The 25,831-nt window shown below is 39.9% G+C and carries 23 protein-coding genes; 8 read left to right on the forward strand and 15 right to left on the reverse strand.

The genetic code is table 11. The features are described from left to right. Window positions 1-23 precede the first annotated feature (23 nt). The 4 genes from QZZ55_RS05005 to QZZ55_RS05020 form a co-directional block, all read right to left on the reverse strand. Entirely contained in the window at window positions 24-278 is a 255-nt protein-coding gene (locus QZZ55_RS05005) for a hypothetical protein (RefSeq protein ID WP_293265969.1), read from the reverse strand. A 709-nt stretch (window positions 279-987) separates the two neighbouring features. Next, a complete protein-coding gene (locus tag QZZ55_RS05010) occupies window positions 988-2,826 on the reverse strand; it encodes an ABC transporter ATP-binding protein (protein ID WP_293265971.1) in 1,839 nt (612 codons plus the stop codon). A gap of 51 nt (window positions 2,827-2,877) precedes the next feature. After that, window positions 2,878-4,200: an NAD(P)/FAD-dependent oxidoreductase gene (locus tag QZZ55_RS05015; protein WP_293265972.1), complete on the reverse strand. Its 1,323-nt coding sequence runs from the start codon at window positions 4,198-4,200 to the stop codon at window positions 2,878-2,880. Window positions 4,201-4,883: 683 nt separating this feature from the next. Continuing rightward, window positions 4,884-6,179 carry a hypothetical protein gene (locus QZZ55_RS05020; protein ID WP_293265974.1) on the reverse strand — a complete coding sequence of 432 codons (1,296 nt, stop codon included), beginning with the start codon at window positions 6,177-6,179 and terminating at the stop codon, window positions 4,884-4,886. Between the two features lie 524 nt (window positions 6,180-6,703). Here QZZ55_RS05020 and QZZ55_RS05025 point away from each other — a divergent pair. Both QZZ55_RS05025 and QZZ55_RS05030 read left to right on the forward strand, forming a co-directional pair. Continuing rightward, on the forward strand, window positions 6,704-7,459 hold the full coding sequence (locus QZZ55_RS05025) for a DUF1194 domain-containing protein (protein ID WP_293265976.1): 756 nt from the start codon (window positions 6,704-6,706) through the stop codon (window positions 7,457-7,459). A gap of 351 nt (window positions 7,460-7,810) precedes the next feature. After that, window positions 7,811-8,695 (forward strand): patatin-like phospholipase family protein, encoded by an 885-nt coding sequence (locus QZZ55_RS05030; RefSeq protein ID WP_293265978.1) that lies wholly within the window; start codon window positions 7,811-7,813, stop codon window positions 8,693-8,695. Here the strand turns inward: QZZ55_RS05030 and QZZ55_RS05035 are convergent. From QZZ55_RS05035 to QZZ55_RS05045, 3 genes are all read right to left on the reverse strand, one after another. After that, complete coding sequence (locus tag QZZ55_RS05035; protein ID WP_293265980.1) at window positions 8,685-9,308, reverse strand: LysE family translocator; 624 nt, start codon at window positions 9,306-9,308, stop codon at window positions 8,685-8,687. The two genes, QZZ55_RS05030 and QZZ55_RS05035, sit on opposite strands and share 11 nt — an antisense overlap. 66 nt (window positions 9,309-9,374) lie before the next feature. Further along, a complete protein-coding gene (locus QZZ55_RS05040) occupies window positions 9,375-10,886 on the reverse strand; it encodes a PLP-dependent aminotransferase family protein (RefSeq protein ID WP_293265982.1) in 1,512 nt (503 codons plus the stop codon). 140 nt (window positions 10,887-11,026) lie between these two features. After that, window positions 11,027-11,200: a hypothetical protein gene (locus QZZ55_RS05045; RefSeq protein ID WP_293265984.1), complete on the reverse strand. Its 174-nt coding sequence runs from the start codon at window positions 11,198-11,200 to the stop codon at window positions 11,027-11,029. A 220-nt stretch (window positions 11,201-11,420) separates the two neighbouring features. Between QZZ55_RS05045 and QZZ55_RS05050 the strand changes: the two genes are divergently transcribed. Next, complete coding sequence (locus QZZ55_RS05050; protein WP_293265986.1) at window positions 11,421-12,722, forward strand: diguanylate cyclase; 1,302 nt, start codon at window positions 11,421-11,423, stop codon at window positions 12,720-12,722. 36 nt (window positions 12,723-12,758) lie between these two features. Here the strand turns inward: QZZ55_RS05050 and QZZ55_RS05055 are convergent, their stop codons facing one another. Beyond that, window positions 12,759-14,525 (reverse strand): alpha/beta fold hydrolase, encoded by a 1,767-nt coding sequence (locus tag QZZ55_RS05055; RefSeq protein ID WP_293265988.1) that lies wholly within the window; start codon window positions 14,523-14,525, stop codon window positions 12,759-12,761. Window positions 14,526-14,741: 216 nt separating this feature from the next. On the opposite strand from QZZ55_RS05055, the gene QZZ55_RS05060 reads away from it, so the two are divergent. Continuing rightward, window positions 14,742-15,992 (forward strand): DUF3754 domain-containing protein, encoded by a 1,251-nt coding sequence (locus tag QZZ55_RS05060; RefSeq protein WP_293265990.1) that lies wholly within the window; start codon window positions 14,742-14,744, stop codon window positions 15,990-15,992. Between the two features lie 172 nt (window positions 15,993-16,164). Continuing rightward, window positions 16,165-17,724 (forward strand): GGDEF domain-containing protein, encoded by a 1,560-nt coding sequence (locus QZZ55_RS05065; protein WP_293265992.1) that lies wholly within the window; start codon window positions 16,165-16,167, stop codon window positions 17,722-17,724. 43 nt (window positions 17,725-17,767) lie between these two features. Here the strand turns inward: QZZ55_RS05065 and QZZ55_RS05070 are convergent, their stop codons facing one another. Next, window positions 17,768-19,462, reverse strand: coding sequence for a glutamine--tRNA ligase/YqeY domain fusion protein (locus QZZ55_RS05070; protein WP_293265994.1), 1,695 nt, complete (start codon window positions 19,460-19,462; stop codon window positions 17,768-17,770). Window positions 19,463-19,657: 195 nt separating this feature from the next. Between QZZ55_RS05070 and QZZ55_RS05075 the strand changes: the two genes are divergently transcribed. Together QZZ55_RS05075 and QZZ55_RS05080 are read left to right on the forward strand one after the other, a co-directional pair. Continuing rightward, window positions 19,658-20,155, forward strand: coding sequence for a peptidylprolyl isomerase (locus QZZ55_RS05075; RefSeq protein ID WP_293265996.1), 498 nt, complete (start codon window positions 19,658-19,660; stop codon window positions 20,153-20,155). An 11-nt stretch (window positions 20,156-20,166) separates the two neighbouring features. Continuing rightward, the gene (locus QZZ55_RS05080; protein WP_293265998.1) at window positions 20,167-20,889 is read left to right on the forward strand and encodes a UDP-2,3-diacylglucosamine diphosphatase; all 723 of its coding nucleotides are present in this window, start codon (window positions 20,167-20,169) and stop codon (window positions 20,887-20,889) included. 20 nt (window positions 20,890-20,909) lie between these two features. Here QZZ55_RS05080 and miaE read toward each other — a convergent pair whose 3' ends face one another. Next, window positions 20,910-21,521, reverse strand: a complete 612-nt coding sequence (gene miaE, locus QZZ55_RS05085; protein WP_293266000.1) for a tRNA isopentenyl-2-thiomethyl-A-37 hydroxylase MiaE — start codon at window positions 21,519-21,521, stop codon at window positions 20,910-20,912. 153 nt (window positions 21,522-21,674) lie between these two features. On the opposite strand from miaE, the gene QZZ55_RS05090 reads away from it, so the two are divergent. Further along, complete coding sequence (locus tag QZZ55_RS05090; protein ID WP_293266002.1) at window positions 21,675-22,643, forward strand: sensor domain-containing diguanylate cyclase; 969 nt, start codon at window positions 21,675-21,677, stop codon at window positions 22,641-22,643. Between the two features lie 8 nt (window positions 22,644-22,651). On the opposite strand, the gene QZZ55_RS05095 is transcribed toward QZZ55_RS05090, so the two are convergent. The 5 genes from QZZ55_RS05095 to QZZ55_RS05115 form a co-directional block, all read right to left on the reverse strand. After that, window positions 22,652-23,401: a PhnD/SsuA/transferrin family substrate-binding protein gene (locus QZZ55_RS05095; RefSeq protein ID WP_293266004.1), complete on the reverse strand. Its 750-nt coding sequence runs from the start codon at window positions 23,399-23,401 to the stop codon at window positions 22,652-22,654. After that, window positions 23,401-23,844 carry a PAS domain-containing protein gene (locus QZZ55_RS05100; RefSeq protein WP_293266006.1) on the reverse strand — a complete coding sequence of 148 codons (444 nt, stop codon included), beginning with the start codon at window positions 23,842-23,844 and terminating at the stop codon, window positions 23,401-23,403. The genes QZZ55_RS05095 and QZZ55_RS05100 overlap by 1 nt, the downstream gene beginning before the upstream one ends. A gap of 19 nt (window positions 23,845-23,863) precedes the next feature. Next, window positions 23,864-24,226 carry a roadblock/LC7 domain-containing protein gene (locus tag QZZ55_RS05105; RefSeq protein WP_293266008.1) on the reverse strand — a complete coding sequence of 121 codons (363 nt, stop codon included), beginning with the start codon at window positions 24,224-24,226 and terminating at the stop codon, window positions 23,864-23,866. A gap of 43 nt (window positions 24,227-24,269) precedes the next feature. Further along, window positions 24,270-24,902, reverse strand: a complete 633-nt coding sequence (locus QZZ55_RS05110) for a hypothetical protein (protein ID WP_293266010.1) — start codon at window positions 24,900-24,902, stop codon at window positions 24,270-24,272. Window positions 24,903-24,939: 37 nt separating this feature from the next. Beyond that, window positions 24,940-25,831 (reverse strand): hypothetical protein (locus QZZ55_RS05115; RefSeq protein WP_293266012.1); only part of this gene is annotated, 892 nt, incomplete at its 5' end.

Genomic DNA, 25,831 nt, shown 5'->3' on the forward strand with positions numbered 1-25,831 from the left:
TGTTAACTTCTGGAACTGACATCTTACACTAGTTCCATTTCAGCAGAAGACAATGACAAGCTGTGACTTTCAGTTTGGCCATCTCCACGATCCCACCATTTTTCGACCCATGCACAGTCATACTCATCAATTTCATAGACTTCCAGCACTTCATTTAGCATAGAGTCTAAATCCGTAACCTCCTCTTCGGGGAGATATTCTGTGATTTTCGGGTCTATATGAAGTACTCGAACTTTCGATCCGACCTTTACAGTATTTCCATTTATATCTACGGGCATATTTTCTTTTCGTAGCTAACAGCCCGTTTAAAAGGCCGTTGGTCTCATAACAGTTATTAGAGGGCCGGCACGAAAAAATGAACTATTTAAAAAAAGAGAAGTAACATTATGATTTGAAAACATCTTTAGCTTCCTTGTAATGAAACATAAATCCATTAGTGTTGCCATTGACCTCATAACATATGCAAAAAGGGCCAAGATTACCATACTGTACATAAACGCACATAAAGCAGAGCTTACCTATCAGCAGGAAGATTAGTCCGCTTTTGGAGCTGAGGGTTAGCTGATGCGACATTATATTAGCAACACCTGAAATTCCGCTTTTGGCACGAACCTGCCTAATAGTTTGATCTGATCTTGCCCTGAGGTCGCTGAGCCATAGCACAAAGCAGTCTTGCTACCGAACCAAATCCAATATTAAATTAGGCAATATGTCTGCAGATTTTTATCTTCCAATTTTTTGCTAAATGAAGACCGTTTCATCTTTCATGAGCTGTAACCGTTGTTAATGGTAGTAAAATTACAAAACTACAATTTAGCCTGTGTCAGAAGTAACTTCATTCAATATTTCGCTACATTTTTATGCAAACTTATGCTGCATATTTCCCCGTAACTCATTGTTTTTATAGTCGCGCTTATGCAGGCTTACGGTGCTAACTTGCTTAGGAGCACACATATTTCAATCGCTGCTTAATCACGACAATTAAGTTTAATCATTAATATCCAGCCCCAAGAATCCACCTGTTTGGTGTGCCCACAGTTTTGCATAAATTCCACCAAAAGAGACAAGTTCCTGATGAGTGCCTTGTTCAACGATTTCACCTTGATCCATAACGATTAAGCGATCCATTGCTGCTATTGTTGATAAACGATGCGCAATCGCAATGACAGTTTTACCTTCCATCAGTTTATTCAAACTGTGCTGAATAGCAGCCTCTACTTCTGAGTCTAAGGCTGACGTAGCTTCATCAAGAATAAGAATAGGTGCATTTTTTAACAAGACGCGAGCTATTGCTATTCGCTGACGCTGCCCCCCTGATAATTTAACACCACGTTCGCCTACCTGAGCATCTAAGCCAACTCGCCCTGCGGGATCCGTTAACTTTTGTATGAATTCGCTTGCTTCAGCTTTTTCGGTCGCTTCGCGCAGCTCGTCTTCAGTTGCATCTGGACGACCATATAAAATATTATCTCTCACCGATCGATGCAACAAAGAAGTATCCTGTGTCACCATACCAATGTGTTGGCGTAAGCTTTCTTGCGTCACTTGGCTGATATCTTGCCCATCAATCACGACTCGACCAGACTCGACATCATAGAAACGCATCAACAGATTGACCAATGTTGATTTTCCAGCACCGGAGCGCCCTACAATACCAATTTTCTCGCCAGATTTAATATCTAAGTTAAGGTGATCAATTACCCCTGATTTTTGACCATAATGGAAGCCGACCTGGTCAAATTTAACCGCACCTTGTTTGACATGTAATGATTGTGCATTAGGAATATCGGCAACTTCTTGTGGCGTTGACATTGTTTTCATGCCGTCGCTCACTGTTCCAATGTTCTCAAACAGAGAGCTTATCTCCCACATAATCCATTGAGCCATCCCGTTAATACGTAGTGCAAGACTCACTGCGATAGCAATAGCTCCTACCGTAATAGCGCTATCTTTCCACAACCAAATTGAAAATGCAGCAACACAAAATGCTAAAAAATAATTGATGAACTGAACACAGAAATTAAGCCCCGTTACCAAACGCATCTGGCGATAAACCGTATCTAAAAAGCCATTCATCCCCTCTTCTGCATAGCGCGATTCACGGTCAGTATGGGAAAATAATTTAACCGTTTGAATATTGGTATAACTATCAACAATACGCCCTGTCATTATGCTGCGTGCATCAGCTTGTTCCATTGAAACCCGTTTTAGCTTGGGTACAAAGTACATCTGAATACCGATATAACATCCCATCCAAATAATCATGGGGAAAATCAGTCTTATATCCGCTTGGGCTACAAGCACAACAATAGAGATGAAGTACACCAGTACAAACATCAGTACGTCGAGTATCTTCATTACGGTTTCGCGAATTGCCAATGACGTTTGCATAACCTTGGTAGCAATACGGCCTGCAAAATCATTGCTATAAAAAGACATGCTTTGTTTTAATAAATAGCGGTGTGTCATCCAACGAATTGACATGGGGTAATTCCCAAGCAATGTTTGATGAACCAGTAAGCCATGTAGTAGTACGAGTAGTGGTAAAACTACCAGTACCACTATGCTCATCGTTATTAAGCGGCCACCCTCATCCTGAAATAGCGTTTCAGGAGATTTAGTGACTAACCAATCAACAAGTTCTCCCATAAAGCCAAACAACATAACTTCTGAGATAGCGATTAAGGCTGTTAACACCGCCATCAATAAAAGGTAAACCTCACTACCCTTCGTATAATGGCGGCAAAACGCATAAATACCTTTGGGCGGTTGTTGCGGCTCCTCTGGTGGAAACGGTACAACCAACCGCTCAAAAAATGCAAACATGGTCTGTCCTTATGATTTGTCGTTATAAAATTCTAGCGACAAATCATACCATTAATGCAGTTTCATTTTGGGTTTAACGCTATTAGCAATTTTCTGTGCAAGCATCACCGCTGAGGCTCGTAACCAGCCATGTATAGCTATCTGGTGCATCCTATATAGAGAGATATAAACAAAGCGCGCAAGGCGCCCTTCGATAAACATCGTCCCTTTGTTTAAGTTCCCCATCAAGCTGCCCACAGTGCTGTATTTACTCAAGTTCACTAATGACCCGTGATCTTTATAGATATAGTCTTGCAAAGGTTTTTGCTTTAATTGCAATTTAATATTCTTTCTGACCAAGTCCGCCATTTGATGAGCAGACTGTGCTCTTGGTGGAACCCAGCTACCATCAGGCTGCTCGCATGCACAACAATCACCAATAACATAAATGCTATCATCCACACTGCTTTGTAAGCTTGGTTTTACAATAATTTGACCGATTCTATTAGTCTCAAACATATCAATTGATTTAATAAAATCTGGTGCCTTAACTCCAGCAGCCCACACAGTAATATCTGCGGATATACGTTGCTGCTCTGCTGTTTCAAACCCTTCTGCATCTGCCGCTATAACACGTGTATTTTCAAGTATTTCCACACCTAATTTTTGCAACTCTCGCCTTACTGTCATCGCAATACGATCAGGTAATGCAGGAAGTAAACGCGGCCCCGCTTCAATTAATGCTATTTTTAATCGTTTAGCCGACATCTTGGGCATGCCGTAAACTTTTAATAAATCAGCGACATGATATAGCTCGGCCGCAAGCTCAACACCTGTTGCCCCTCCACCGACAATGGCTAGCTTTAAAACGCCTTGCTCAGCATCAGGGTTGTCGGGTTGCTGATTAATCCTTAAAAAGTGATTAAGCATGGACTGATGAAAGCGCTCCGCCTGAAGGTGTGAATCAAGATAGTAACAATGCTCAGCAACACCTGGCGTACCAAAGTCATTGCTTACACTACCAACAGCCATTACTAGCATATCGTACTGAATCTCACGCTGAGGGAGTATTTCTTTACCTTCATTATCATCGAGCGCATTCAGGAGGATTGTTTTGTTCTCACGATCAACACCTATCATTGTTCCTTGCTGGAACTGGTAATAATGAAGACTAGAGTGGGCACGATAGACAACCCCATCAGTATTGATATCTAAAGAGCCTGTGGCGATTTCATGAAGCAACGGCTTCCAGATATGAGAACGGTTTTTATCTACAAGGATAATATTTACTTGCTGGTCAGATGCTCCTTTGCTTTTTTTTCCATATTGATGACCCAGTCGAGTCGCTAATTCAAGTCCTCCAGCCCCACCACCTACAATCACGATAGTTTTCATATTAATTCCTTAAAATAGTGTCAGGCGAAAGCTTTAGGGACAAAGCTTTTGCCTGATCTATCTTTTTGAACCGCCATATGTGGTAGAGACGAACAAAAATCAAACTACTGCACCTCCCAGCGATCATCAATCACCTATTCTTACTGAAACATGAGTACTTTGGCCGTAGCACTATACGATAGTTCAATGAGAAAATGTTAATATAAAAAAAGATGCGTATCTATTTAGCCTGCACATCAAAAAAATAATTACTTTAACTTTATTGAAAACTATGATTACATTCATAACATAACGCGATTATAAAATAGACATAACGAATCTAATTATTAATAATAAAATACAACCACTCGAAAAGACATTAATTAACATTTTAAATACATAACTATAATGCTTTTATTAAACCATTTGGCCTACATATCTAAAACAAAAACATTTTCATACCACTAATTAATAGAACAGGTAAATTCTGACTAATGCAGTAGATAGACAAAGAAGTTTTATAATAAGACATAAACACATTAGTCATTTCAATGACCCAAATTAACGAATTACTATACATCAAATAAATGTATTCAGGACTTTTATCATCATGGAATAATAATTAATGTATATAACGTTGAATGCAAATAATAACTAAAGAAATGACAGAACCTATTCGGCCTTAATAATAATTAATATTGGATTTAATCATCAAAGAAAAAATCAAATTCCGTATTTACAATATCATGACTAAAAAAGCGGCAAGCAGAAGGACTTCCTTCTATTATTTCAGGGTAGCATGTATCTGACTGTCCTCTGTAATGAGAACCACCACTAAGAGAGTATTCATGGCGAGCAATTGAGTCTCGTACTCCTTTATAAAGAAGTACTGCAGTATCATCTCCTAAACCGGCATCAACGGTAATGTTACTATCCCCCAAGCTTTCCGATTTTAAAATAAACGCGGCCTGAACATTATCAAAAGCATAGTCTCTGTTATTTCTTAATTGCTGCTCCAAGTCGCTACCCCCAATTGTCGCACCAAATAGATCGCAAGGAGTAGAAACACACAAAGGGGATGCTATGCGAAACGCACCATCATCTCCGTGTAACATTGCAGACAAGTATCCAACAACTTTACCTCTGTAAGAAAACAGTATCTCATCATTACCATGAACAGTTTCGCTATTATTAGGGATTAATTGTTTGTTATCACCATAAATATTTAAATTAATACTACCTCGATTTTCAATATCTACGTCCATCATTGAAATGAAAAATTTATCATCACTAGCGTCGCCTTCAATATTAATTCTTGCGGAGCCAGCAACTTTTGCTTCATTTCGCCATAATATACTGGCCCTATTAATATCGTTAACATCCATTACCAAGATAGAATTTTTTTCTATATGGTTAAAGCTGGCTTCTAAATTATCGTTACCCCCTTTAAAATTTAAATTAAAAGACAACTTATTATTTAATGAAATTTTACGTCCATGTGTGTTTAGGCTCAATTTCAAATCAACATAATCAAAACCTGCACTACCATCCAAAGTTAATCGTCTATTGCTGACCATTTTTTTTGCAGGGCCTTTAAGCTGATATGCAACAGAATTTGAATTACCACAAAGTTTAATTGTGAATTCATTAATACTATCTTCCAACAAAGATTCACGTAACCCATTAATTACAATATCAATAGCATGATTAGTTGGATCTTCATAAATTTTAATTATTATATTTTCTTGTACACATTTTATGCGATATAGCTTATTTTCAGAATCATATGTGCGATAGGCTCCCAACTGAAACCCTTCAATGACAGGTAATGGTAGATCGACTACTGGCAATATTGGCGTTTTTTTCAAGGAAGGGTGCTTATTAAATTTAGGTGACAAATCATCATCAGAATAACAAGAAGCGGCTGGAACAATAAGCAATAATGAAATAAGAATTATTCTTAACAACTGTATTTTATCATATATTTTTTTAGCTATCATGCCTGCTCCTTCGACCATTCATAAAGCAACTAATCGACTTGCAATAAAGCAGAAGCCTTCATTAACTTATAACCATCTGTTTATTCATACTCCAGAAACTTCACATTTACTAGTGTTAAAAGACTAAGGAAATGCAGAATCAAAGAGTGCATACAGATGCCCCTATCTCCTAAGAGCACGATAACTTAATACTAAAATACTAGCTCCTCAATGGAAGATACGCGATCACGTACTGATCGGATAACAAGTACCCCTTCAAACCTTTCCCGAGCGCTACAATGTACGATTTTTATCTTGAAGGGATTCCTTCCTTCTTCCCTATACCCTAAACGATAAAATCGAGACCTAAAAATTCTCTGTTATTACATTTATGTATCAACACGGCGTCACCTTTTTTTACACTTATCTCGAACCAATTTCGATAGAAAAAGTTAAATATCTGATTTTATTTAATATTTTTTATTTGGCACTAATCATGCTTAATTACACAGTAAATATATTGGATTTCAAAAAGGACATATAAAATGCGTAAATCTCTCATCGCTACAGCAATACTAGCAGCTGCTTTAACTACTAATGCTAATGCCGCCGTAATGGTCGATTTGGAATTACAGTTATTAGCTGATGTTTCCGGAAGCGTAGACTCATCGGAATATGCTTTACAATTAGCTGGATACTCTAACGCGTTTCGTTCAGCCGCTGTTGTTAACTCAATTCTTGCAGGAACTAACGGCGGTATCGCCGTGCAATACATTGAATGGTCTGGTTCAAGCCAGCAGTCCACTAACATCGACTGGACTCTAATCAACAGCCTAGCTAGCGCAACGGCATTTGCAGATGCACTTGATGCGACAACACGTGCATTTAGCGGATCTACTGCTATTGGTTCTGCTATTAACTACGGTAGCGGCCTGTTCGCTAACAACAACTTTGACGCTTTCCGCCAAGTAATGGATGTATCTGGTGATGGAGCAAACAACACTGGAGCTTCTACTAGCGCCGCTCGTGATGCTGCGTTAGCTGCAGGTGTTGATACAATCAACGGTATTACAATCGGCACCGAAAATGGTTTAGCTGCTTTCTACCAGAATAATGTTGTTGGTGGAACCAACGCATTCCAGCTACACGCTACTGGTTTTGATACATTTACTTTTGGAATAGAAAGAAAACTTATTCAAGAAATCACTTCTACTGTTCCTGAACCTAGCTCTATTGCATTACTAGGCCTTGGTTTATTGGGTTTGGGCGGATTACGCCGCAAAAACAAAGCTAGCAAATAAAATACTACATTTTTATATAAGGCGAAGGATACGCCCCAATATTTATTAGGAGTTTTTATATAGCTCCCTAAACGCCTAGAAATTTCTAGGCGTTTTTGTTTCTAGATAAACTTCAAAGCATGAGGAATGAGTTTTTTTAATACGACGAACCTCAGATAGTGAAGTGCAACGGTTTTTAATGAATATACGTTAGCAATTCATTTTATCGAAGAGGTCTACTATCCTTAGAATATAGAGTATGCCACAGACTCAAAAAGGCAATCTCTTTAACCAGTGTATAATTAGTACGTAACGCTTTAACTATTCTGAATGAATCTTTTTCAATTCAGTTTACGGTAGGGGATGTAGAGTATGAGTACTACTCAGATTCACAGTATTAGCCCCCCAACTAATATGGTGCCTGTACTAGCAGGTGGCGGAAGCAGGCTCTCGGCTCATATTGGCGTATTGACCGCGCTTGAGGAGATGGGAATCACATTTTCATCTTTAGTCGGTGTATCAGGCGGAAGCATTGTCGGCGCTTTATATGCTGCAGGCTACTCTTTAGAACACATAAAACAAATCGCCGAAAAAACTAATTTTGGGAAATTCTTAGGGCACTCTCTGTTCCATCTTCTCAGGACGGGAGGGTTATCTTCTGGTGACCAATTTGAACAATGGATTGATAATAAGCTAGGCAGTATTACCTTTGCCGATCTTAAATACCCTTTTCATGTGGTGGCTACCGATGTCCGATCAGGACAACCCGTTATCTTTAACAAACAAAGAACGCCCTACCTTAAAGTATCGTTAGCTGTAAGGTTTTCGATGTCCATACCTATTCTTTTTAGTTTTAAAGAATTTCGTGGTCAACTCATGGTTGATGGCAGCATACTCTCTGAAGAAGCTTTACAACAAGATTGGGCGGGTGATAATTCCCCTGTGGTTGTTTTTAGATTAAGCAGTATACAAGAAGCGTCAAACCCCAAAGGCTTTAGAGTCTTCCCATTAATTAGTTACATGGCAATGCTAATCAGAACCTTCATGACAACCATGTCTAGAGAATATATTAATGACCACTACTGGCATTCAACTGTCATCATTCACGCAGGAAGCATATCCCCTACAGAATTCAACCTCAGCCCAGAACAAAAAGATTTGCTATACCAAACAGGCTACGGCACGACGTTAAGAATTGTTCCTATGAAGATATTAATGGGACATCCCCAGATAACACCAGAGAAAACTAGCCCGTAGCTAACCAAACCCCTACACCGATCATTAAACTACCGGCGATACGGTTCATAAGCCTTACATTGCCACTTTTTTGCAGGAAACGGCGCATTGTACGTCCACCACTTGCATAAATGAGTAAGCAGATAAACTCAACCATGAGGATAATTAATATCAACAAAGTCAGCTGTGGAGCAATAGGGGCGGAAGAGTTAATGAAAGGCGGCAGTAGCGAGATAAAAAAAGCCCACCCTTTGGGATTAGCCACCGCTGTAACAAATCCTTGAAACGCGAGTGAATTACGACTAATTAAAATATGTTCTGGGTTTTCTTCTGTCACAGCCATTTTTCCACGAGACTGCCACATTTGGATGCCCAAATAAATCAAATATGCTCCACCGACATATTTGAATATAGAAAATATATCGGGGTAATTAAGCATAATGGTTGCTACACCAATAACCGATAAAAATGCGACTAACCCAACTCCAATAAGCTCTCCAGCCATCATCCATAAGGTGCGGCGGACACCAATTGTCATCCCCATCGTCATAGATAATGTCATGCACATACCCGGTGTTGCAGATACAAAGAAAAATGTGGGTATAAAAACGGCTAATATCGAAAGCTCTAGCATTATATGGCCTTACTATATTGGGAGTAACAAGAATAAACGAAGCATTACACAAACCTTACGAAATGATCAGCTTTTTTTACAAAAATCATCAATAATGTGCCGCAGCTTAATAACACCTTTTTGTATATGCTCCTCTGTTGTTCCTGCGTAGCCTATTATAAGACCTGAATATGAAGCATGTTTCGTTACATCATTACGCTGATATGATGATAATGGACGTACACCTAAACCGTATTGGTTTGCTTCCCTAGCGATAGCAACATCATCTTGACCGCCTTGAAAATGGTAAACACTATGCATACCTCCTTCACTCGGAATAAGTGACAGCATAGGAAGCATTTGCTGCATTAATGGATCAAGTATGGCTTTTCTTTTTTTGTATAATTTTCTCATGCGCCGCAAGTGTCTGCTATAAGCCCCACTTTGCATGAACAATCCCATTGCAACCTGCTGCTGAGCAGAGATCCCCCCATCAACAATGCGTTTAAACTTATTAAACAGAGGTACTAATACAGGAGGCAGGACAATATAACCTAAGCGGATACCAGGAAACATTGTTCTGCTATACGTCCCGGTATAAATAACCCTCCCGCCTGAATCCAAACCTTGTAACGAAGCAATACTATGTCCACTGAAGATAAACTCACTATCATAATCATCCTCTATAACCCATCCCTGAGTCTCATATGCCCACTCGAGAATAGATAAGCGACGCTGTAGCGATAACGTGTGCCCTAAAGGGAAGCTACGCGAGGGCGTCAATACCAAGGTTTTAGCTTGCTGACATACCTCGCTTAACTTATCAAAGCAGATCCCCTGCTCATCTACTGTCAATGTCATTTGAACTGCACCCAAACTGGACAAAACAGCATCAATGCCTTTAAAACCGATATCTTCTAGTAAAACGTTATCACCATCACTCACCAGTAAATTGAGCACTATGGATAAAGCCTGCTGAGACCCAGAAGTAATCATAATATCGTCAGCATGACACCTAACGCCACGAGTAATCAGCAGGAATTCTTGAATCTGCTCCCTTAACAAGCAAACCCCCATTACTGGCTGTTCAGAAAATGCGGACGGATTCCTTAAGCTTTTTGTAACAGCAGACTGCCACTCTTTATAAGGGAAACAATCCATTGCAGGCTGAGCAGGCAAAAAAACAGATTCCTTTCTCTCTAAGGGAACAGCTTTTACAGGCGATAGTAAATCAGTAGCATTAACGCGCTGTCCAATTTTTGAAACATGTATGCTGGAAGATGTGAATCTGATGTTAGTACCACTACCTAACAACGGTTTTAGGTCAACGGCATCAGCAACAAAAGTTCCTGATCCTTGGCGGCTTTCTATGAAACCTTCCGACAGTAGCAACTCATAAGCTGTCAAAATTGAATTACGTGAAATACCTAAAAGCTTGCTCAAATATCTTGATGACGGCAGCTTATCGTTTGTTTTTAGCCGGCCATTAAATATCGCCTCTTTTATGTGGCCATATAGCGCTTCGTATTTTGAAGTACTCTTATCTAATAGATTAGATTTTAAAGGTATGAAGGTATCATTAGATAGTTTGGTAGACATAAGTGGCTCTGCTGTTTCCTATATATAAAACAGTAATGCAGACCACTAAAAACAGCAATATAATTTAAGCTCAAAAAAGAAGCAATTTGGCTGTTTTGGAGCAAATAAAACCCGCTGTTAGCAGGCCTCAATTGAATTCGTTACTTCACTGTAGCTTGCGGTAGAAACAAGGCAGTTATTGCATCAAAATACCAATGCGAAGCACTGTACCACTCATCAATAGTTTTCGATTCGAACACCCGTTCTATATATGTATCAAGCAGAGCTTCCTGTTGCTCAAGCCACTCTTCAGGGTTACGTATTTTAGGGTACATACATATACCTCCATGCATTAATACAGAAAATAAAACTCACATAAATATGAGCAACAATACCTGAGTAGTTTACACAGGATTATTGTGCACCGCAACAATTTTATACTTTAGTCGTGCACCTGTTCATCTTATGTTAATACATATTTTTTGTATGTCATTAGAGTTTTGTAAATTTTCATCTACACTGGTGCTATCGATTATAAATAGTAGTGTGACATAAATGCCTTCAGATTCACCGGTCATTGATACAGCGTTCTTTCGAAGCCTTTTTGATCATGTAAGTGACGCTATATATATTATTGATCCAATTACATCACATATCATCGAAGCCAATGCCGAAGGCTGTAGCTCTTTAGGCATGTCTCGCAATGAGCTTCTGCACCAAAGCGTCTTATCCCTCAATAAAGACGTTATTGGAATATCACAATGGTCCGAAATATCTGCAGCAATTAAAGAGGCAGGCAACTTCATTTTTGTTGGTCGCCATAAGCGTAAAGATGGCAGCGATTATCCTGTAGAAGTTCGAACAAATTATTTCACACATAACAGTACGCCTTACTTCGTTTCTATAGCGCGTGATATTTCATTGAGAGCACAACATGAATATGACCTTCACAACGACGAAACTCTTCGAGCTTTTGCGTTAAATGAAGCGAGCGATGGATTATGGGATTGGAACCTAACTGATGACACCTTATTCTTAAGCCCCCAATGGTATCGCATGATGGGATACGGCCCGCATGAAATGTCTAATCCTTCATTAGAAACATGGAGTTCTGCGGTACACCCTGACGATGTAGGTCGAGTCATTGGTCTGCTTCAAGAACACCTCTCATCCAATAAATCTCGTTATGAGGCAAAGTACCGTTTAAAAAACAGGAACGGAGACTACATTTGGGTTCATGATAGAGGGCTTGTGGTTAAGCGAGATGCCAATAACCAGCCATTAAGAATGATTGGCTTAGTATTAGATATTACACAGTCCCAGCTCTTAACAGAAAAATTATTCTATCATTCTCAACGAGACTATTTAACAGGCTTATATAACAGAAAAACGGGTTATGAACTATTTGGCCAGTATCTCAATGTAAGCCTTCAGCAAGGGCAACCAATGCAAGTTGTCATGATAGATATTGATAACTTCAAATCTATAAATGATAAACACGGCCACCAGAGTGGTGATAACGCTATCCAACACTTCTCTCAAACCGTTTCGTCTTTAATACGCAAAACAGACCTGCTTTTCCGTTGGGGAGGAGAAGAATTCTTATTGCTTTGCCCTGATACAGCGCAAGACACTGCTTTCAAACTTACCAAACGGCTATTATCTACACTATCACTCAGCCCTTTTCTCGATGAAAATGATGAAGAAACTATCATGACTGCGAGTGCTGGCATAAGTGGCTGCCCTAGCCATGGCAGTTCAATTTCAACCTTAGTTAAATGTGCCGATTCGGCTATGTTTGAAGCAAAGAAACAAGGCAAAGACAACGTCTGTGTATCTAAAGATATAGCAAACTGAGCAGAAAAGTTCTGCTCAGTCCCTTTCCGATGCCTGTTACTTTTGATGAACATAAGACCCTGGAGCAGGGCATAACGATTTTTCTATCGGTTTCGTATCGATTAATTCACTAGAGTAATTGGCTAACCAACTCTGCCACTCAGGCCACCAAGAGCCTTCACTCGGGGCATTGTTTACCAACCAACTATCAGGATCTGTATAACAATCACGGTCACTCTCCGTTGAAATCCGATAATGACGGTGCTTATGCCCTGGTTCACTCACAATACCAGCATTATGCCCCCCGCTTGTTAGAACAAAAGTGACTGCCTCACTATCCGACTGTAAATGAAGCTTATACACAGAACGCCATGGTGCTACATGGTCTTGCTCGGTCCCTACAGAAAAAATGGGGATGTGTATGTCTCTAATGGCTATCGGTTTGTCTTTTACTAAATATTGCCCTGAAGCCAACTCATTGTTGAGAAATAGTTTACGCAAATACTGCGAATGCATTTTATATGGCATACGCGTTAAATCTGTATTCCATGCCATCAAATCGTTCATAGATTCAGCTTCACCTAAAAGATAGTGGTGGACCATTCGAGACCATATCAAGTCATTCGAGTGCAAAATTTGAAATGCACCCGCCATCTGAGCTCCATCTAAAACACCTTGATCCCACATCATTTTTTCTAAGTATGAAACTTCGCTTTCATTGGTGAATATCATAAGCTCACCCGCTTCACTAAAATCAACCTGAGCAGCAAAGTGAGTCATTGACGCTAAGCGTTTATCTCCCTCTCTTGCCATTGTTGCAGCCGCAATTGACAGCAATGTCCCTCCTAAACAATAACCTGTTGCATGTATTTTTTGTTGGGGAAAAAGCTGACTTATCACATCAATTGCTGCCATAACTCCCTTCTCACGATAACTTTCCATATCAAGGTCGCGGTCTTGAGTTGTTGGATTTAGCCATGAGATCATAAAAACAGTATGACCATTATCAACAAGGTATTTGACCATAGAGTTATGCGGTGAAAGATCAAGAATATAATATTTCATGATCCATGCAGGGACGAAAAGCACCGGCTCTGAATATACTTTGTCTGTAGTCGGTGTGTATTGAATCAATTCAATAAGATGATTTCTAAACACAACGTTTCCCGGAGTAACTGCCACACTATCACCTGGCACATAATGACTTGCACCTACTGGCGAGCTTCCTGACAGATGCTGATCGACATCTTCGAGGTAGTTCTTAAACCCTTTAACAAGATTTTCCCCACCTTGGTCTATCGTTTTTTGCATCACCTCTGGATTTAGGAAAGGGATATTACTGGGAGAGAACCTATCTAACACCTGTCGTGCGATAAAGGAGACACTTCGCTCATCAGCTTTGGATAGCCCGTCAATATCTGTTGTCGCGTTGTGCCACCATTGCTGTGAAAATAAGAAATTCTGATAAATATAATTGTATGGCCATTGCTGCCAACTTGAACCACAAAAACGCTTATCTTGCGGAAGTGGTTCAATACAAGTAGGACTTTTAGCCTGCATTAGAGAAGGGCTACTCAAAGATAACTTAAATGCCTTTCGATACATTTTTTCAATTAGGCTGACTTGCTTTCCCGGCGAAAGGGCAAGATGTGTAGCCCACGTAAAATAAAGACTAATAAAGCCTGCAGGTGAGATACCTCCAGTCAACCTAGCCATATTAGCTTTAAAAACATTATCCAGTGCGGTTGCTGAAAAAGATTCTATTTCGACACCATCACCCTTAATTACAGGCTTATTAATCGTTATCAATTTTGGATCAGTCATCGTTATATCTCCTGATATCAATGAGCAACACTATTGCATTAATAGTTATTATCTCTCCTGCGTTTATACGCTGGTTTGATTCTCATCATACTTTTGTCGAAAGCAGCCTTTATTTATTCTTAATTGAGAAGAACATTTTTATTTATTCAACTTATGCTTTGCTTTAACAACTGATAAAATTGCGCAATTTTTTTCTCAAAGATTTATAACTTACCTATGCAGAAACACTCGATTGATCCTTTACGTTTTATTCCATTTCGAAAAGTTGACGTCATAGAGATGTGCTTATCGACGGGCGACCTCGATAAACAGCAGCGACAACAATTTCGCCAAATGGCCTCGATGATACAAAAATTATTTCATGTTTCGTTTCAGGCACGTATCGAGTCACTGAAAAGCAGTTTTGCAGGTATTAACCCAGACTCTGATACTGTAAAAGTTGACCTCCCTTCTACGATGCATCATGACGACCTCTCTTTTGTAGCGCAATTAGAGTCCTTACTAAATAAAGCTAACTATGAAAAAGTTACTGAGCAGACACTTAAACAAGCTTTATGTCATGACTCACTAATGAAAGTACGCTTACAAGTAGATTTTAGTGACTTTTCTGAAGTGCTGCTGTTTGCTCGCGGCGAGCGAGAAACAGAAGAAACAATTACTACTCTTTGGGGTCTGCGTAAAACAAAAATCCGCTTCATTAACTACGACAGAGTTGTGATTTACATCCGTTTTAATGAGCACATCGAAGAAAAAAGGCAACAAACGTTTAACCTTCAGCCTGGAGGAGTTATTTTAAAGCTTTTCAAAAACGTGCCTAAAGCCGATTTAGAGATGCTCTTTCCTAATACTGAAGTTAGGATGCGATTAATCGATAAACTCCTAATTGGCATCCCAGCAGTCATTAGCGGAGGTATTGTCTTAACAACAAAATTAGGCGCCTCCATTCTATTACTTGCCTCTCTTTTTGGTTTTTGGCTTGGGATAAAAAGCCAGCCTGTAGAATTGGACCAAGCGGCCCTTGTCGTTATTTTTGCAGGTTTAGGCGCTGTAGGTAGTTATTTTTGGAAGCAGTTCAACAACTTCAAAAACCGGAAACTCAGATTCATCCAAACGTTGACTCAGCATTTGTACTTTAAAAACCTTGATAATAATGCCGGTGTGTTTCATCGATTAATTGATGATGCTGAAGAAGAAGAGTGTAAAGAAGCAATACTTGCTTATTATTTTCTTCTTAAGGCGACTACACCTATTACAAGACAAGCGCTGGATCAAAATATTGAAAAGTGGCTTTTAGATAAATGGGGACAAAAAGTCGATTTTGAAATCACTGATGCCTTGGAAAAACTTGAGGCACTAGGCTTAGTAGAAATATTAGATGACCAACGACTTGTAGCATCAACACTCAATAAGGCTCAAGAAGCAACCCTTAACCACTGGCATCGATTAGGGGCTGAAGGCATCCTTTAGCTTATTTTCTTGAAAAAGCTACAAATTTTCTGAATAGGTATGCAAATTCCAGCTCTCTATTGATTTAAGGCTAAATTAAATAAAGAATTAACTAATCGCACCATAAAAGTATAGATATTGAGCGAGCACTCAAGTTTAATAATAGATACATGGTTCTAATGAAGGAATATAAGTGAACCCTTTAGTATGTTTTTGGCTATTACTTGTATCATTGCTGCTTCCCTTCAGCAGCGCATCGGCACAGACTCAACAAACTGTATCGCTGCAATTGCTTTGGAAACATCAATTCCAATTTGCAGGCTACTATATTGCTCAAGAGAAAGGGTTTTATGAACAAGAACGCCTAAATGTTGATATTCGAGAATATCAACATGGGAGCTCACTAGCTCAATCTGTTGTCAATAAAGAAGCTACTTTTGCTGTAGGTCGCTCATCAATCATCGTCGATAAGGGCAATGGCTCTCCTGTAACCGCTCTATTCGCTACTTTTCAAAAATCGCCGTTAATGCTAATAACACGCGGCGACATACAGAAGCCTGAAGACCTCAAAAACAAGCAAATGATGTTAACCAGTGATGCATTAGATGTCGTTGAAATACAAGCCATGCTGATGAAAGCAGGCATAACATCTGATGACTATAATCAACAAAGGCACTCATTTGATATTTTGGATCTAATAAACAAGAAAACTGATGTAATGGGTGCATACGTTTCTAACGAACCCTATCAAATGATATCTAAAGACGCGCCCTACAGTATAATCCACCCTGCTGATTATGGCTTCGATATGTACAGTGACATTCTTTTTACCCACGACACGACTGTAAAAGAAAGCCCTTTGTTAACAGAAAAATTCTTTAGAGCCTCAGTCAAAGGTTGGCAATATGCATTTGATAATATTGAAGAAACAGCACAAATTATTTACGATAAATATAATACTCAAAATCGATCTATCGAGGCACTAATTTTTGAAGGGCAGGAGCTTAAGAAACTCGCACTAATTAACGACGTCCCTTTTGGTTCAATTGATCAGAATCGTTTTAAGGAAATGGCGAATATTTACCTTATTAGCGGGCACCTCAAAACAGATTACGACATTTCTAATTTCATTTACAAAGGGAATAAAACTCTAGGAAAGGACCCTTCCAGCCTTCTTCCGCTATGGCTACTTGTAACTGTAATGGTCATTGTTATTAGCTATTTACTGTATAAAAACAAGATTACCAATACTCATAATACTGAGTTAATTGATATTGCAGAACATGATCAGTTAACAGGGTTATATAATCGCTATAAATTAACCGAAAGCTTATCTGAATACATACATCTTTCAATAAGGTACCAGTGGAATCTATCCTGCATATTTATGGATATTGATGATTTTAAAGTAGTCAACGATGTACACGGACACAATATAGGTGACAAAGTTCTAGAAGAGTTCGCACAGTTACTTCAACGAGAAACCCGCCGTACGGACATCGTTGGCCGATGGGGCGGAGAAGAGTTCATAATAATTTTACCTGAAACAGATTTAAAAATGGCAGAGGCGATAGCATCTAAGCTCAGTAAAGCTATTACAGATAATAAGTTTTGCATTCAACAAGGCATCTCTTGCAGCTCCGGTGTAACCCAATATATCCAGGACGAAACAACCGAAGAGTTCATTGGCCGCGCAGACGAAGCACTTTATATTGCAAAACGCGCAGGAAAAAACAGAACCGAAATTTTGTAAGGAGCAGCAGAGCTGAAATGTTCAGCCCTGCATGCGACATAAGCTATTTCTTTGCTTTAGCCCAAGAGTCGCGCAATGTCACAGTTCTGTTAATAACCAACTTTTCGTCCGTTGAATCTGTATCAATACAGAAGTAGCCCATACGCTCAAATTGATAACGTGTTTCAGGCTCAGCACCTTTAACACTTCGCTCAATTCGTGATTCAGATAGAACAACTAAAGATTCAGGGTTTACACACTCCAAAAAGCTTCTTTCCTTATCACCGTCTGGGTTTGCTTCAGTGAACAACCTATCGTATAAGCGAACCTCACATGGCTCAGATAGCTCTTGAGAAACCCAATGAATAACACCGTTAGGCTTATAACCGTCAGGGTTATTGCCTTTTGTGGCGGCATCATAAGTACAAAGTAGCTCTACAATCTCGCCTTCAGCATTTTTAATGACTTCATTACAGGTAATAACATAAGCACCGCGAAGCCGAACAGCATCACCTAGTGCCAATCGCTTCCACTTGTCATGTTTATTCTTAGCAATAGGTTTTACTTCAATAAAGTCTTCTTGTTCAATCAACAAATTACGTGTCAGCCCAACTCGACGTGCACCCATACTCTCATTTTTAGGGTGTGCAGGGAGTTCAAACCACTCTTCCACGCCCTCTTCCATGTTAGTTAAAGTCACTTTGAGTGGTCGAGTCACACACATAGCACGCGGGGCTGATGAATCCAAATCTTCACGAATGGCAGATTCAAGCATACCCATGTCAACAACACCATTGGAACGAGTAACCCCAATCATTTCACAGAACTGGCGAAGTGATTTGGGTGTATAACCTCGGCGACGTAGCCCCGAAATAGTTGGCATTCGAGGGTCATTCCAACCTGTCACTGCTTGCTCATCAACTAACTGCTTTAGTTTTCGCTTACTCGTAATCGTATAGTTAAGTTCTAATCGGGAAAATTCATATTGTTTTGGTGAATACGGAACAGGAAGGTTCTCAATAAACCATTCATACAACGGGCGATGATCTTCAAACTCTAAAGTGCATAAAGAATGAGTAATTCCCTCAATTGCATCCGACTGACCATGAGCAAAATCATAAATAGGATAGATACACCATTTATCACCTGTCTGATGATGACTCGTATGTAATATACGATAAATCATCGGGTCCCGAAGATTCATGTTCGCGGCGCTCATATCAATTTTAGCGCGTAAAGAACAAGCCCCTTCTTTAAAATCGCCATTTTTCATACGCTCGAACAGCGATAAGTTTTCTTCAACAGAACGATTACGGTAAGGGCTATCAGTACCTGCTTGGGTGAAGCTACCACGATACTCCCGCGCAGCTTCAACACCTAAGTCACAAACGTAGGCTTTACCCTCTGTAATCAAATGAATCGCCCAATCATACAACTGATCAAAATATGAAGACGTATAGCGAACATCCCCTCCCCATTCATAGCCTAACCAGTTGATGTCACTAAGAATTGAATCAATATATTCTTGGCTCTCTTTATCAGGATTAGTATCATCAAAACGCAGAGTACACACACCCTTATATTTTTCGGCTGTACCGAAATTTAAACATATAGATTTTGCGTGACCTATGTGGAGGTAGCCGTTTGGCTCTGGCGGAAAGCGTGTTACTACTTTCTCATGGACATTATTATTCAGATCATCTTCAATGATTTGATGGATAAAATTAGTTGGCTTCTCGCCCGATTCGTTTTTAGACATGTTATCAGTGTATATCCGAAACTGTTGGCCGGGCATTAGAGCCCAAAATGATTAAGCATTATAAACGCTAAGTCGTGTACTGCACACCGTCATAACAGAGAATTAGATGTAAGATTATATGCTTTATTCGTGCAGAGGCTTAAGACTTGCGTATAATAGTCGACCAACGACAGAGAAGCTAAAAAGGAATCATTAATGATTATTCTCCATACAAACCACGGTGACATTACTATTGAACTCAATCATGAAAAAGCACCTGCTACAGCGGCCAATTTTGAGCAATATGTGCGCGATGGTTTTTATGATGGTGTCATCTTCCATCGTGTCATTGATGGATTCATGATTCAAGGTGGTGGTTTTGAACCAGGTATGGTTTCAAAAGAGACACGTGAAACAATTGATAACGAAGCAGATAACGGTCTTTCTAACCAAGCTGGCACACTAGCCATGGCACGCACCATGGATCCAAACTCTGCTTCAGCGCAATTTTTTATTAATGTTTCGGATAACACCTTCTTGGACCATACAGCAAAAACAACAGAAGGCTGGGGCTATGCCGTTTTTGCTAAAGTCGTAGATGGTATGGACATTGTTGATAAAATCAAAGGCGTTAAAACCACGATGAGTGCAGGCCATCAAGACGTACCCGCTGAAGATGTTGTTATTGAATCAGCTGAAATCACTGAAGAGTAAAACCCTTTTCTATGAAAGTACTGTTTATTTCAGACCTTCATCTGAAAGCAGAGCGCCCGGACATTACTCGGGCGTTTCTACACTTCTTATCAGAAACAGCGGCTGATGCCGATGCCCTTTATCTTTTAGGTGATATATTCGAGGCATGGATCGGTGATGATGCACAAGAGCCTCAATTCAACCCGTTGTTTAATGCACTTAAATCATTAAGTGAGCGAGGCTGTAGGCTTTACTTCCAGCATGGCAACCGTGACTTTCTCGTAGGAAATCAGTTTCTTACAAAAATTGGCGCAACTCTACTAGAAGAAAAGCAGCGAATTGATCTCCCAATTGGAAGCGCTTTAGTTATGCATGGTGACCAACTTTGTACCGACGATAAAGACTACCAACAATTTAGAGCCTTAGTCCGCAGCCCTAACTGGCAACAAGCTTTTCTTGCAAAACCAATCAATGAACGACTAGCAATAGCACAGCAACTTCGTGCCACTAGTCAACAACTCGCCACAGAAAAATCCAATGAAATTATGGATGTTAATCCATTAGCTGTATCAACAGTCTTACGAGAAGAAAAGATAGAGTTGCTTATTCATGGCCACACCCATCGACCTGCCATTCATTACAATCAAAGAAGTAATGAACATGGTACACGCGTCGTATTAGGCGACTGGGACACAAAGCTTTGGTACCTTGAGTGTAATGATAATGGCTTATTGTTAGTTGACGAACCAATATAGCCCGCCAACGTTGCTTTTGTTTATGATATGGTAGGTGGTATACCGCTATGAAAACGGAACAGATCATCTTCAGATTCAATAAGTAACTGCTCTGCGTGACGAAATACCTCAATCCGCTCATCTATAGGCTCGCCAGCATACTCCCGAGCAAGCCATAAATAATCCTGATAGTGACGCCCTTCTGACTTTAGCAAAGAACGATAAAATTTAGCTAAAACATCATCTAAATAAGGAACAATTTTTGCAAAACGCTCACACGAGCGAGCTTCGATAAATGCGCCAACAATAAGAGTATCAATCAGCCGAGCTGGCTCGTGATTTCGAATATTTCTACGCATCCCTCCAGCATAGCCAGACGAATCCATGTGGCAATAGTCAATACCGCGAGCCTGCAATAACTCCAAAACTTGCTCAAAGTGTATTAACTCTTCACGTGCTAAGCGCGACATCTTATGTAATAAATCGGGCCTATCGACATAACGGAACATTAAAGTCATGGCTGTGGACGCCGCTTTTTTCTCACAATGGGCATGATCAATCAAAAGTATGTCTTGATTTTTAACTGCATGATCAATCCAACTCTGCGGTGTTTCACAAGCAAGAAATTCAAGTATTTCGTTTAGCGCGTCCATGGGTACCTACCGTATAAATTAAGGCGTTAGTATACACTGTCATTAAAAACTTGTTACATGTACGCTTATTCACCTACAATTATTATGGAGTGGTATAAAAAACAGGAAGGTATTTTTGTGGTAACTGGTAACTCTCTTTCTAATGAGAACCCCTTGGAAAAACACGATCGTTTTTTGGAAATCGTTTTCAATAGAATCGCACTTCCAACATTCGTAATCGATCATAACCATACCATTATTTCTTGGAATTTAGCGCTAGAGAACCTCACCGCACAGAACCATAAAGATATGATAGGTACGCAGAATCAATGGATGACATTTTATGCCTCTAAACGCCCTACGCTAGCTGATCTCATTGTTGAAGGAGGTAAGGACAACGCCGTTTCTCACTTTTACAAAAATAAATTTAGAAAATCCCCTTTGATAGATGATGCATTTGAAGCCGAAGATTTCTTTCCTGATATAGGAGAACACGGAGAGTGGCTCTCTTTTACAGCAGCCAGTATAAGAGACAATAGCGGCAATATCATTGGCGCCATAGAAACGCTTACTAACATCAGTAATGAGAAACGGAATAAAATAGCATTACAAGAAAGCGAAGAGCGCTATAAGAGGTTGAGTATTACTGACAACCTTACCGGGCTATTTAATAGAAGATTTTTTACAGATAACCTTACGCTCGAGCTGGAGCGTAGCCAGCGCTACGCACAGGGATTTACTTTATGCCTTATTGATTTAGATAACTTCAAAAGTATGAATGATAACTACGGGCATTTATTTGGAGATGAAATCCTCGTACTTTTTAGTCAACTATTGAAACAAAATTTGCGACATTCAGACACAGCATATCGCTATGGGGGTGAGGAGTTTGCAATAGTTTTTCCTGGAAGCACATTAGAAAGCGCATCCCTAGTTGCCGAACGCGTAAGAAAGAATCTAGAAGAGTATGTATTTAACTTTGAAGGGAAATCAGTCTCAATAACAGGAAGCTTTGGTATTAGTTGTAAGTCTGACTATGATTTTAACATTGAAAGTATAATAAAACGTGCCGACCAGGCACTTTATAGTGCAAAACACAATGGCAAAAACAAAATTGAAATAGCTGAACAGCCTAGTAGCTAGCTAACTACTTACTCCATCAACGTATCTATTAGATCAATCATGAAGTCTGTATCTTCTCCTTCCATTTTCAACCAGCCCGTCATTTGCATACTATCTAACACATCCTTTCCTTTTGTCGTGTTTTGCATTAATAGTAAACGATCTAACATTTCAGGGACTAAATGCTGCACTTTCGGACCGGCTAATAGCGTGTGATGAATCACACCAATCTGGCTTTCTACCAACACGCGCATTTGACTACGTATTAAATCTGATAAATCTTGAAAAGAGTCTTTTAAAAAGAAACCAACATCAGCATCTCCATTTAAAAGATATTTGGCGACAAGAACGTAAGTTTGTGCAGAGGTGACAACCACATTAGAGCTATCTAAATCAGCTGACTCTAGCATTATCATACCCATCATATGAACGTCAGGGTCATGCGTTGAAGCAACCCTACACCATGGAACAAGATCATCAACACTATCAAAATTAGAACTATTAGCTACAGCTATTACTGTCTCGTCCGAAACATGGGCAGGTCTAGCAACGGCCTGAAACCCCTTTTCTCTGACAAGCATCGCAGCATCATATGAGTTAGCATATATAAGATCGATTTTATCTAGTTGGATATCACGTCGCTGGGCTTCAAAATCATCATAAATTTCTAAATGGAAAGGAGTCTCTAATGACTTTTGTAGCCAAGTATTAAAGATAAACCAGCCTGACAAATACTCAGGCGCAAAATCTGGACTAACTGATAGCGTGTACGTTTCCATTAGCTTTGAACATCCATATTCATTTGTGCATATAACAACGTGCAAGCAACAACTTTACTGCGTGACGGCTTTCTTCTAACTGATGTATACCCTGTCAATTCACCGTTACGAATATTAGGTATGACAGTTGCTTTGACCCAATAATACGCACCGTCTTTTCGAAGGTTCTTTACGTATCCGTGCCATTTTTTCCCGGACTTAATCGTGTCCCAAAGATCACCAAATGCAGCAGCAGGCATGTCCGGGTGACGAAGAATATAATGATTAGTTCCAATTAGCTCATCCAAAGAATAACCAGACATTTCAACGAATGCCTGATTTGCATGAGTAATCACACCAGAAATATCAGTTCTGGAAACAATTAACTTCCCGTCCGGGTAAGGAACTTCGCGATCAACAATAGTTATCTCTCGAGAAGCCCCATCATGGTACGTAATAAACATGTATAAAATTTTCCCTCTTTTATAACAGCTTTCCTATTCCTTCAGCAGCCCTCTTTACATCAAGAAAAATAAGCCCCAAACGGGCATTAGGTTTAGCAACTACCGTTAAAACTGAATCGCTATTAGCATGCGTCATCAAGATATAACCATCGATACCTTTCACAAGCACCTGCTCAAGTTCTCCTCGCGCTAACTCTTGTGCAGTTCTTTCTCCTAAAGAAAGCATCGCTGCACTCATTGCACCCACTCTATCTTCATCCATACTCGCGGGAAGTAAAGCTTCTATCATCAACCCATCTGTTGAGATGACTGCCGAGGCTTCTATCTCAGCAGACGTTCCATTCAGGTCACTAAGAATTGACCTCATCATTTCAGAACGCATAACAACTTATCTCCATTATTTTATTATTAGCCTGCCTTCAGGCTTACTGATCTAAATAGCGACTCGCCAGAGCGCTAATTAACTCAACAAATTGGTGTTGGTTTAAATTTGGTTGTCCTTGGATCACAATCGCGAATGCCTGTGATCCAATATGTATTATCCAAGTGCCCAGCATACTGCTACCAACGGGGTCTAACAATCCCCAAGACTCTCCCATCAGCTGTAACTCCTTATTTAAGAGCAAATTATGCCGTTGGTGCAGAGATATTAAGTCAGCAGCTAGTCCCGCTAATGCATCCGCATGGTCTCGATCAAACCCAGAAGAGCCTAAACAAAAACCTTGATCATCACCTAAAACAACTTTCCCTGTCGCAGATAGCGTCAATAGAATATCGGTGAGTGTTGATTCAAGACTTCCTTGAGGAGGCACTATGGGCTCTTGCACTAAAGCAAGAAACCGGCGCGCCACTAAGCGGTTGAATAAAACATCTGCCAACTCTTTATCTAAATCAGCTAATTCTGCAAAGATTTCAGGCGAATATTCTATAGGTATCTCGCTGCTCATCAACTGAAGCAACAAAGCACGAGCATCGTCTGATTGAGAATTAACTGTAGCATAGTAGGCACCACTGGGCGTAACTTGCAAGTATCGTTTTTTAGTGCCTTTTATAGTCACATTACCCTCACATCACGTAAATAAAAAAACGCCATTACTAGTACTCAAACTGCATTGCTGTAGTAGCGGCAGCCATTACCCCAAACACATACCGCTGAGGAACATTTAACTCACTTACAACTTCGAAAGCACTCATCATACGCGTTTGCCAAAGAGCGATAACCGCATGTACTTCAGGAATAGCAATATCTTGCATACAATCAGGTGCATGTTTTAACCGTCTGGCTTTTGTTGGGTCATCTCCAGGTAACACCCGCCCCTGCACAGTCCATAACCCAGCCAACCAAAGCAACTCTTCTGCCGTCATAATTCGCTCAGAAAAACCTAGCCCATCCTGTAAATCATCTTCTATCACATCTCCAAACTTAATAGATAATTCCCCTAGCCCAAAACGACTGGTCATCACCGTGTAAAGCACTTCTTCGGACAAATTTGTTACAAAGCAATCAGTCCATGGAAGATACTCTAATCTCAAGTGCAAACCATCGATAGAGAATGAGGTATTCTCTTTTCTCCCTTGCTCAACCGTTCTACTAATCCAAGGTAATAACATCCCATCAGGATTAATTTGTAAGCGACGTTTATCCGCTTCATTTGTCCAATCAAGTTCAGGTAAATGCCCAAAAACCGTCGTCATGATTAACGCTTTAGACGATCCGATCCCTAACTTATTCTGTTTTTTAACTGCAGGTTTTCGTTTTTTCTCCACGATAGGAGAGAGCGCTGCAGCACGTGTCGCTGTATTAGTTGCCACAACTGATTGAAGCACACCCATATTTGCAATCACATCCGCTTTCGGACGGCGTGGGGGAAAACTGTGCTTTGCGAGCTTTGATATCACCTCAGAGCGTACGCTCGAAACTGTTGCCTTAGATGACTTAGATTGAGCAACAATTTGACTGATCGTACTTTCTTGGCTTTGGTTTTGA

The sequence above is a fragment of the Neptunomonas sp. genome (genome assembly GCF_016744175.1).
Lineage (GTDB): Bacteria > Pseudomonadota > Gammaproteobacteria > Pseudomonadales > Balneatricaceae > Neptunomonas.

Coding starts and splice junctions, on each gene's coding strand:
- QZZ55_RS05010 (WP_293265971.1), bottom strand. CDS start 2,826: ATGTTTGCATTTTTTGAGCGGTTGGTTGTACCGTTTCCACCAGAGGAG.
- QZZ55_RS05080 (WP_293265998.1), top strand. CDS start 20,167: ATGAAAGTACTGTTTATTTCAGACCTTCATCTGAAAGCAGAGCGCCCG.
- QZZ55_RS05035 (WP_293265980.1), bottom strand. CDS start 9,308: ATGCTAGAGCTTTCGATATTAGCCGTTTTTATACCCACATTTTTCTTT.
- QZZ55_RS05075 (WP_293265996.1), top strand. CDS start 19,658: ATGATTATTCTCCATACAAACCACGGTGACATTACTATTGAACTCAAT.
- QZZ55_RS05050 (WP_293265986.1), top strand. CDS start 11,421: ATGCCTTCAGATTCACCGGTCATTGATACAGCGTTCTTTCGAAGCCTT.
- QZZ55_RS05015 (WP_293265972.1), bottom strand. CDS start 4,200: ATGAAAACTATCGTGATTGTAGGTGGTGGGGCTGGAGGACTTGAATTA.
- QZZ55_RS05005 (WP_293265969.1), bottom strand. CDS start 278: ATGCCCGTAGATATAAATGGAAATACTGTAAAGGTCGGATCGAAAGTT.
- QZZ55_RS05030 (WP_293265978.1), top strand. CDS start 7,811: ATGAGTACTACTCAGATTCACAGTATTAGCCCCCCAACTAATATGGTG.
- miaE (WP_293266000.1), bottom strand. CDS start 21,521: ATGGACGCGCTAAACGAAATACTTGAATTTCTTGCTTGTGAAACACCG.
- QZZ55_RS05095 (WP_293266004.1), bottom strand. CDS start 23,401: ATGGAAACGTACACGCTATCAGTTAGTCCAGATTTTGCGCCTGAGTAT.
- QZZ55_RS05060 (WP_293265990.1), top strand. CDS start 14,742: ATGCAGAAACACTCGATTGATCCTTTACGTTTTATTCCATTTCGAAAA.
- QZZ55_RS05100 (WP_293266006.1), bottom strand. CDS start 23,844: ATGTTTATTACGTACCATGATGGGGCTTCTCGAGAGATAACTATTGTT.
- QZZ55_RS05105 (WP_293266008.1), bottom strand. CDS start 24,226: ATGCGTTCTGAAATGATGAGGTCAATTCTTAGTGACCTGAATGGAACG.
- QZZ55_RS05040 (WP_293265982.1), bottom strand. CDS start 10,886: ATGTCTACCAAACTATCTAATGATACCTTCATACCTTTAAAATCTAAT.
- QZZ55_RS05025 (WP_293265976.1), top strand. CDS start 6,704: ATGCGTAAATCTCTCATCGCTACAGCAATACTAGCAGCTGCTTTAACT.
- QZZ55_RS05020 (WP_293265974.1), bottom strand. CDS start 6,179: ATGATAGCTAAAAAAATATATGATAAAATACAGTTGTTAAGAATAATT.
- QZZ55_RS05045 (WP_293265984.1), bottom strand. CDS start 11,200: ATGTACCCTAAAATACGTAACCCTGAAGAGTGGCTTGAGCAACAGGAA.
- QZZ55_RS05055 (WP_293265988.1), bottom strand. CDS start 14,525: ATGACTGATCCAAAATTGATAACGATTAATAAGCCTGTAATTAAGGGT.
- QZZ55_RS05070 (WP_293265994.1), bottom strand. CDS start 19,462: ATGTCTAAAAACGAATCGGGCGAGAAGCCAACTAATTTTATCCATCAA.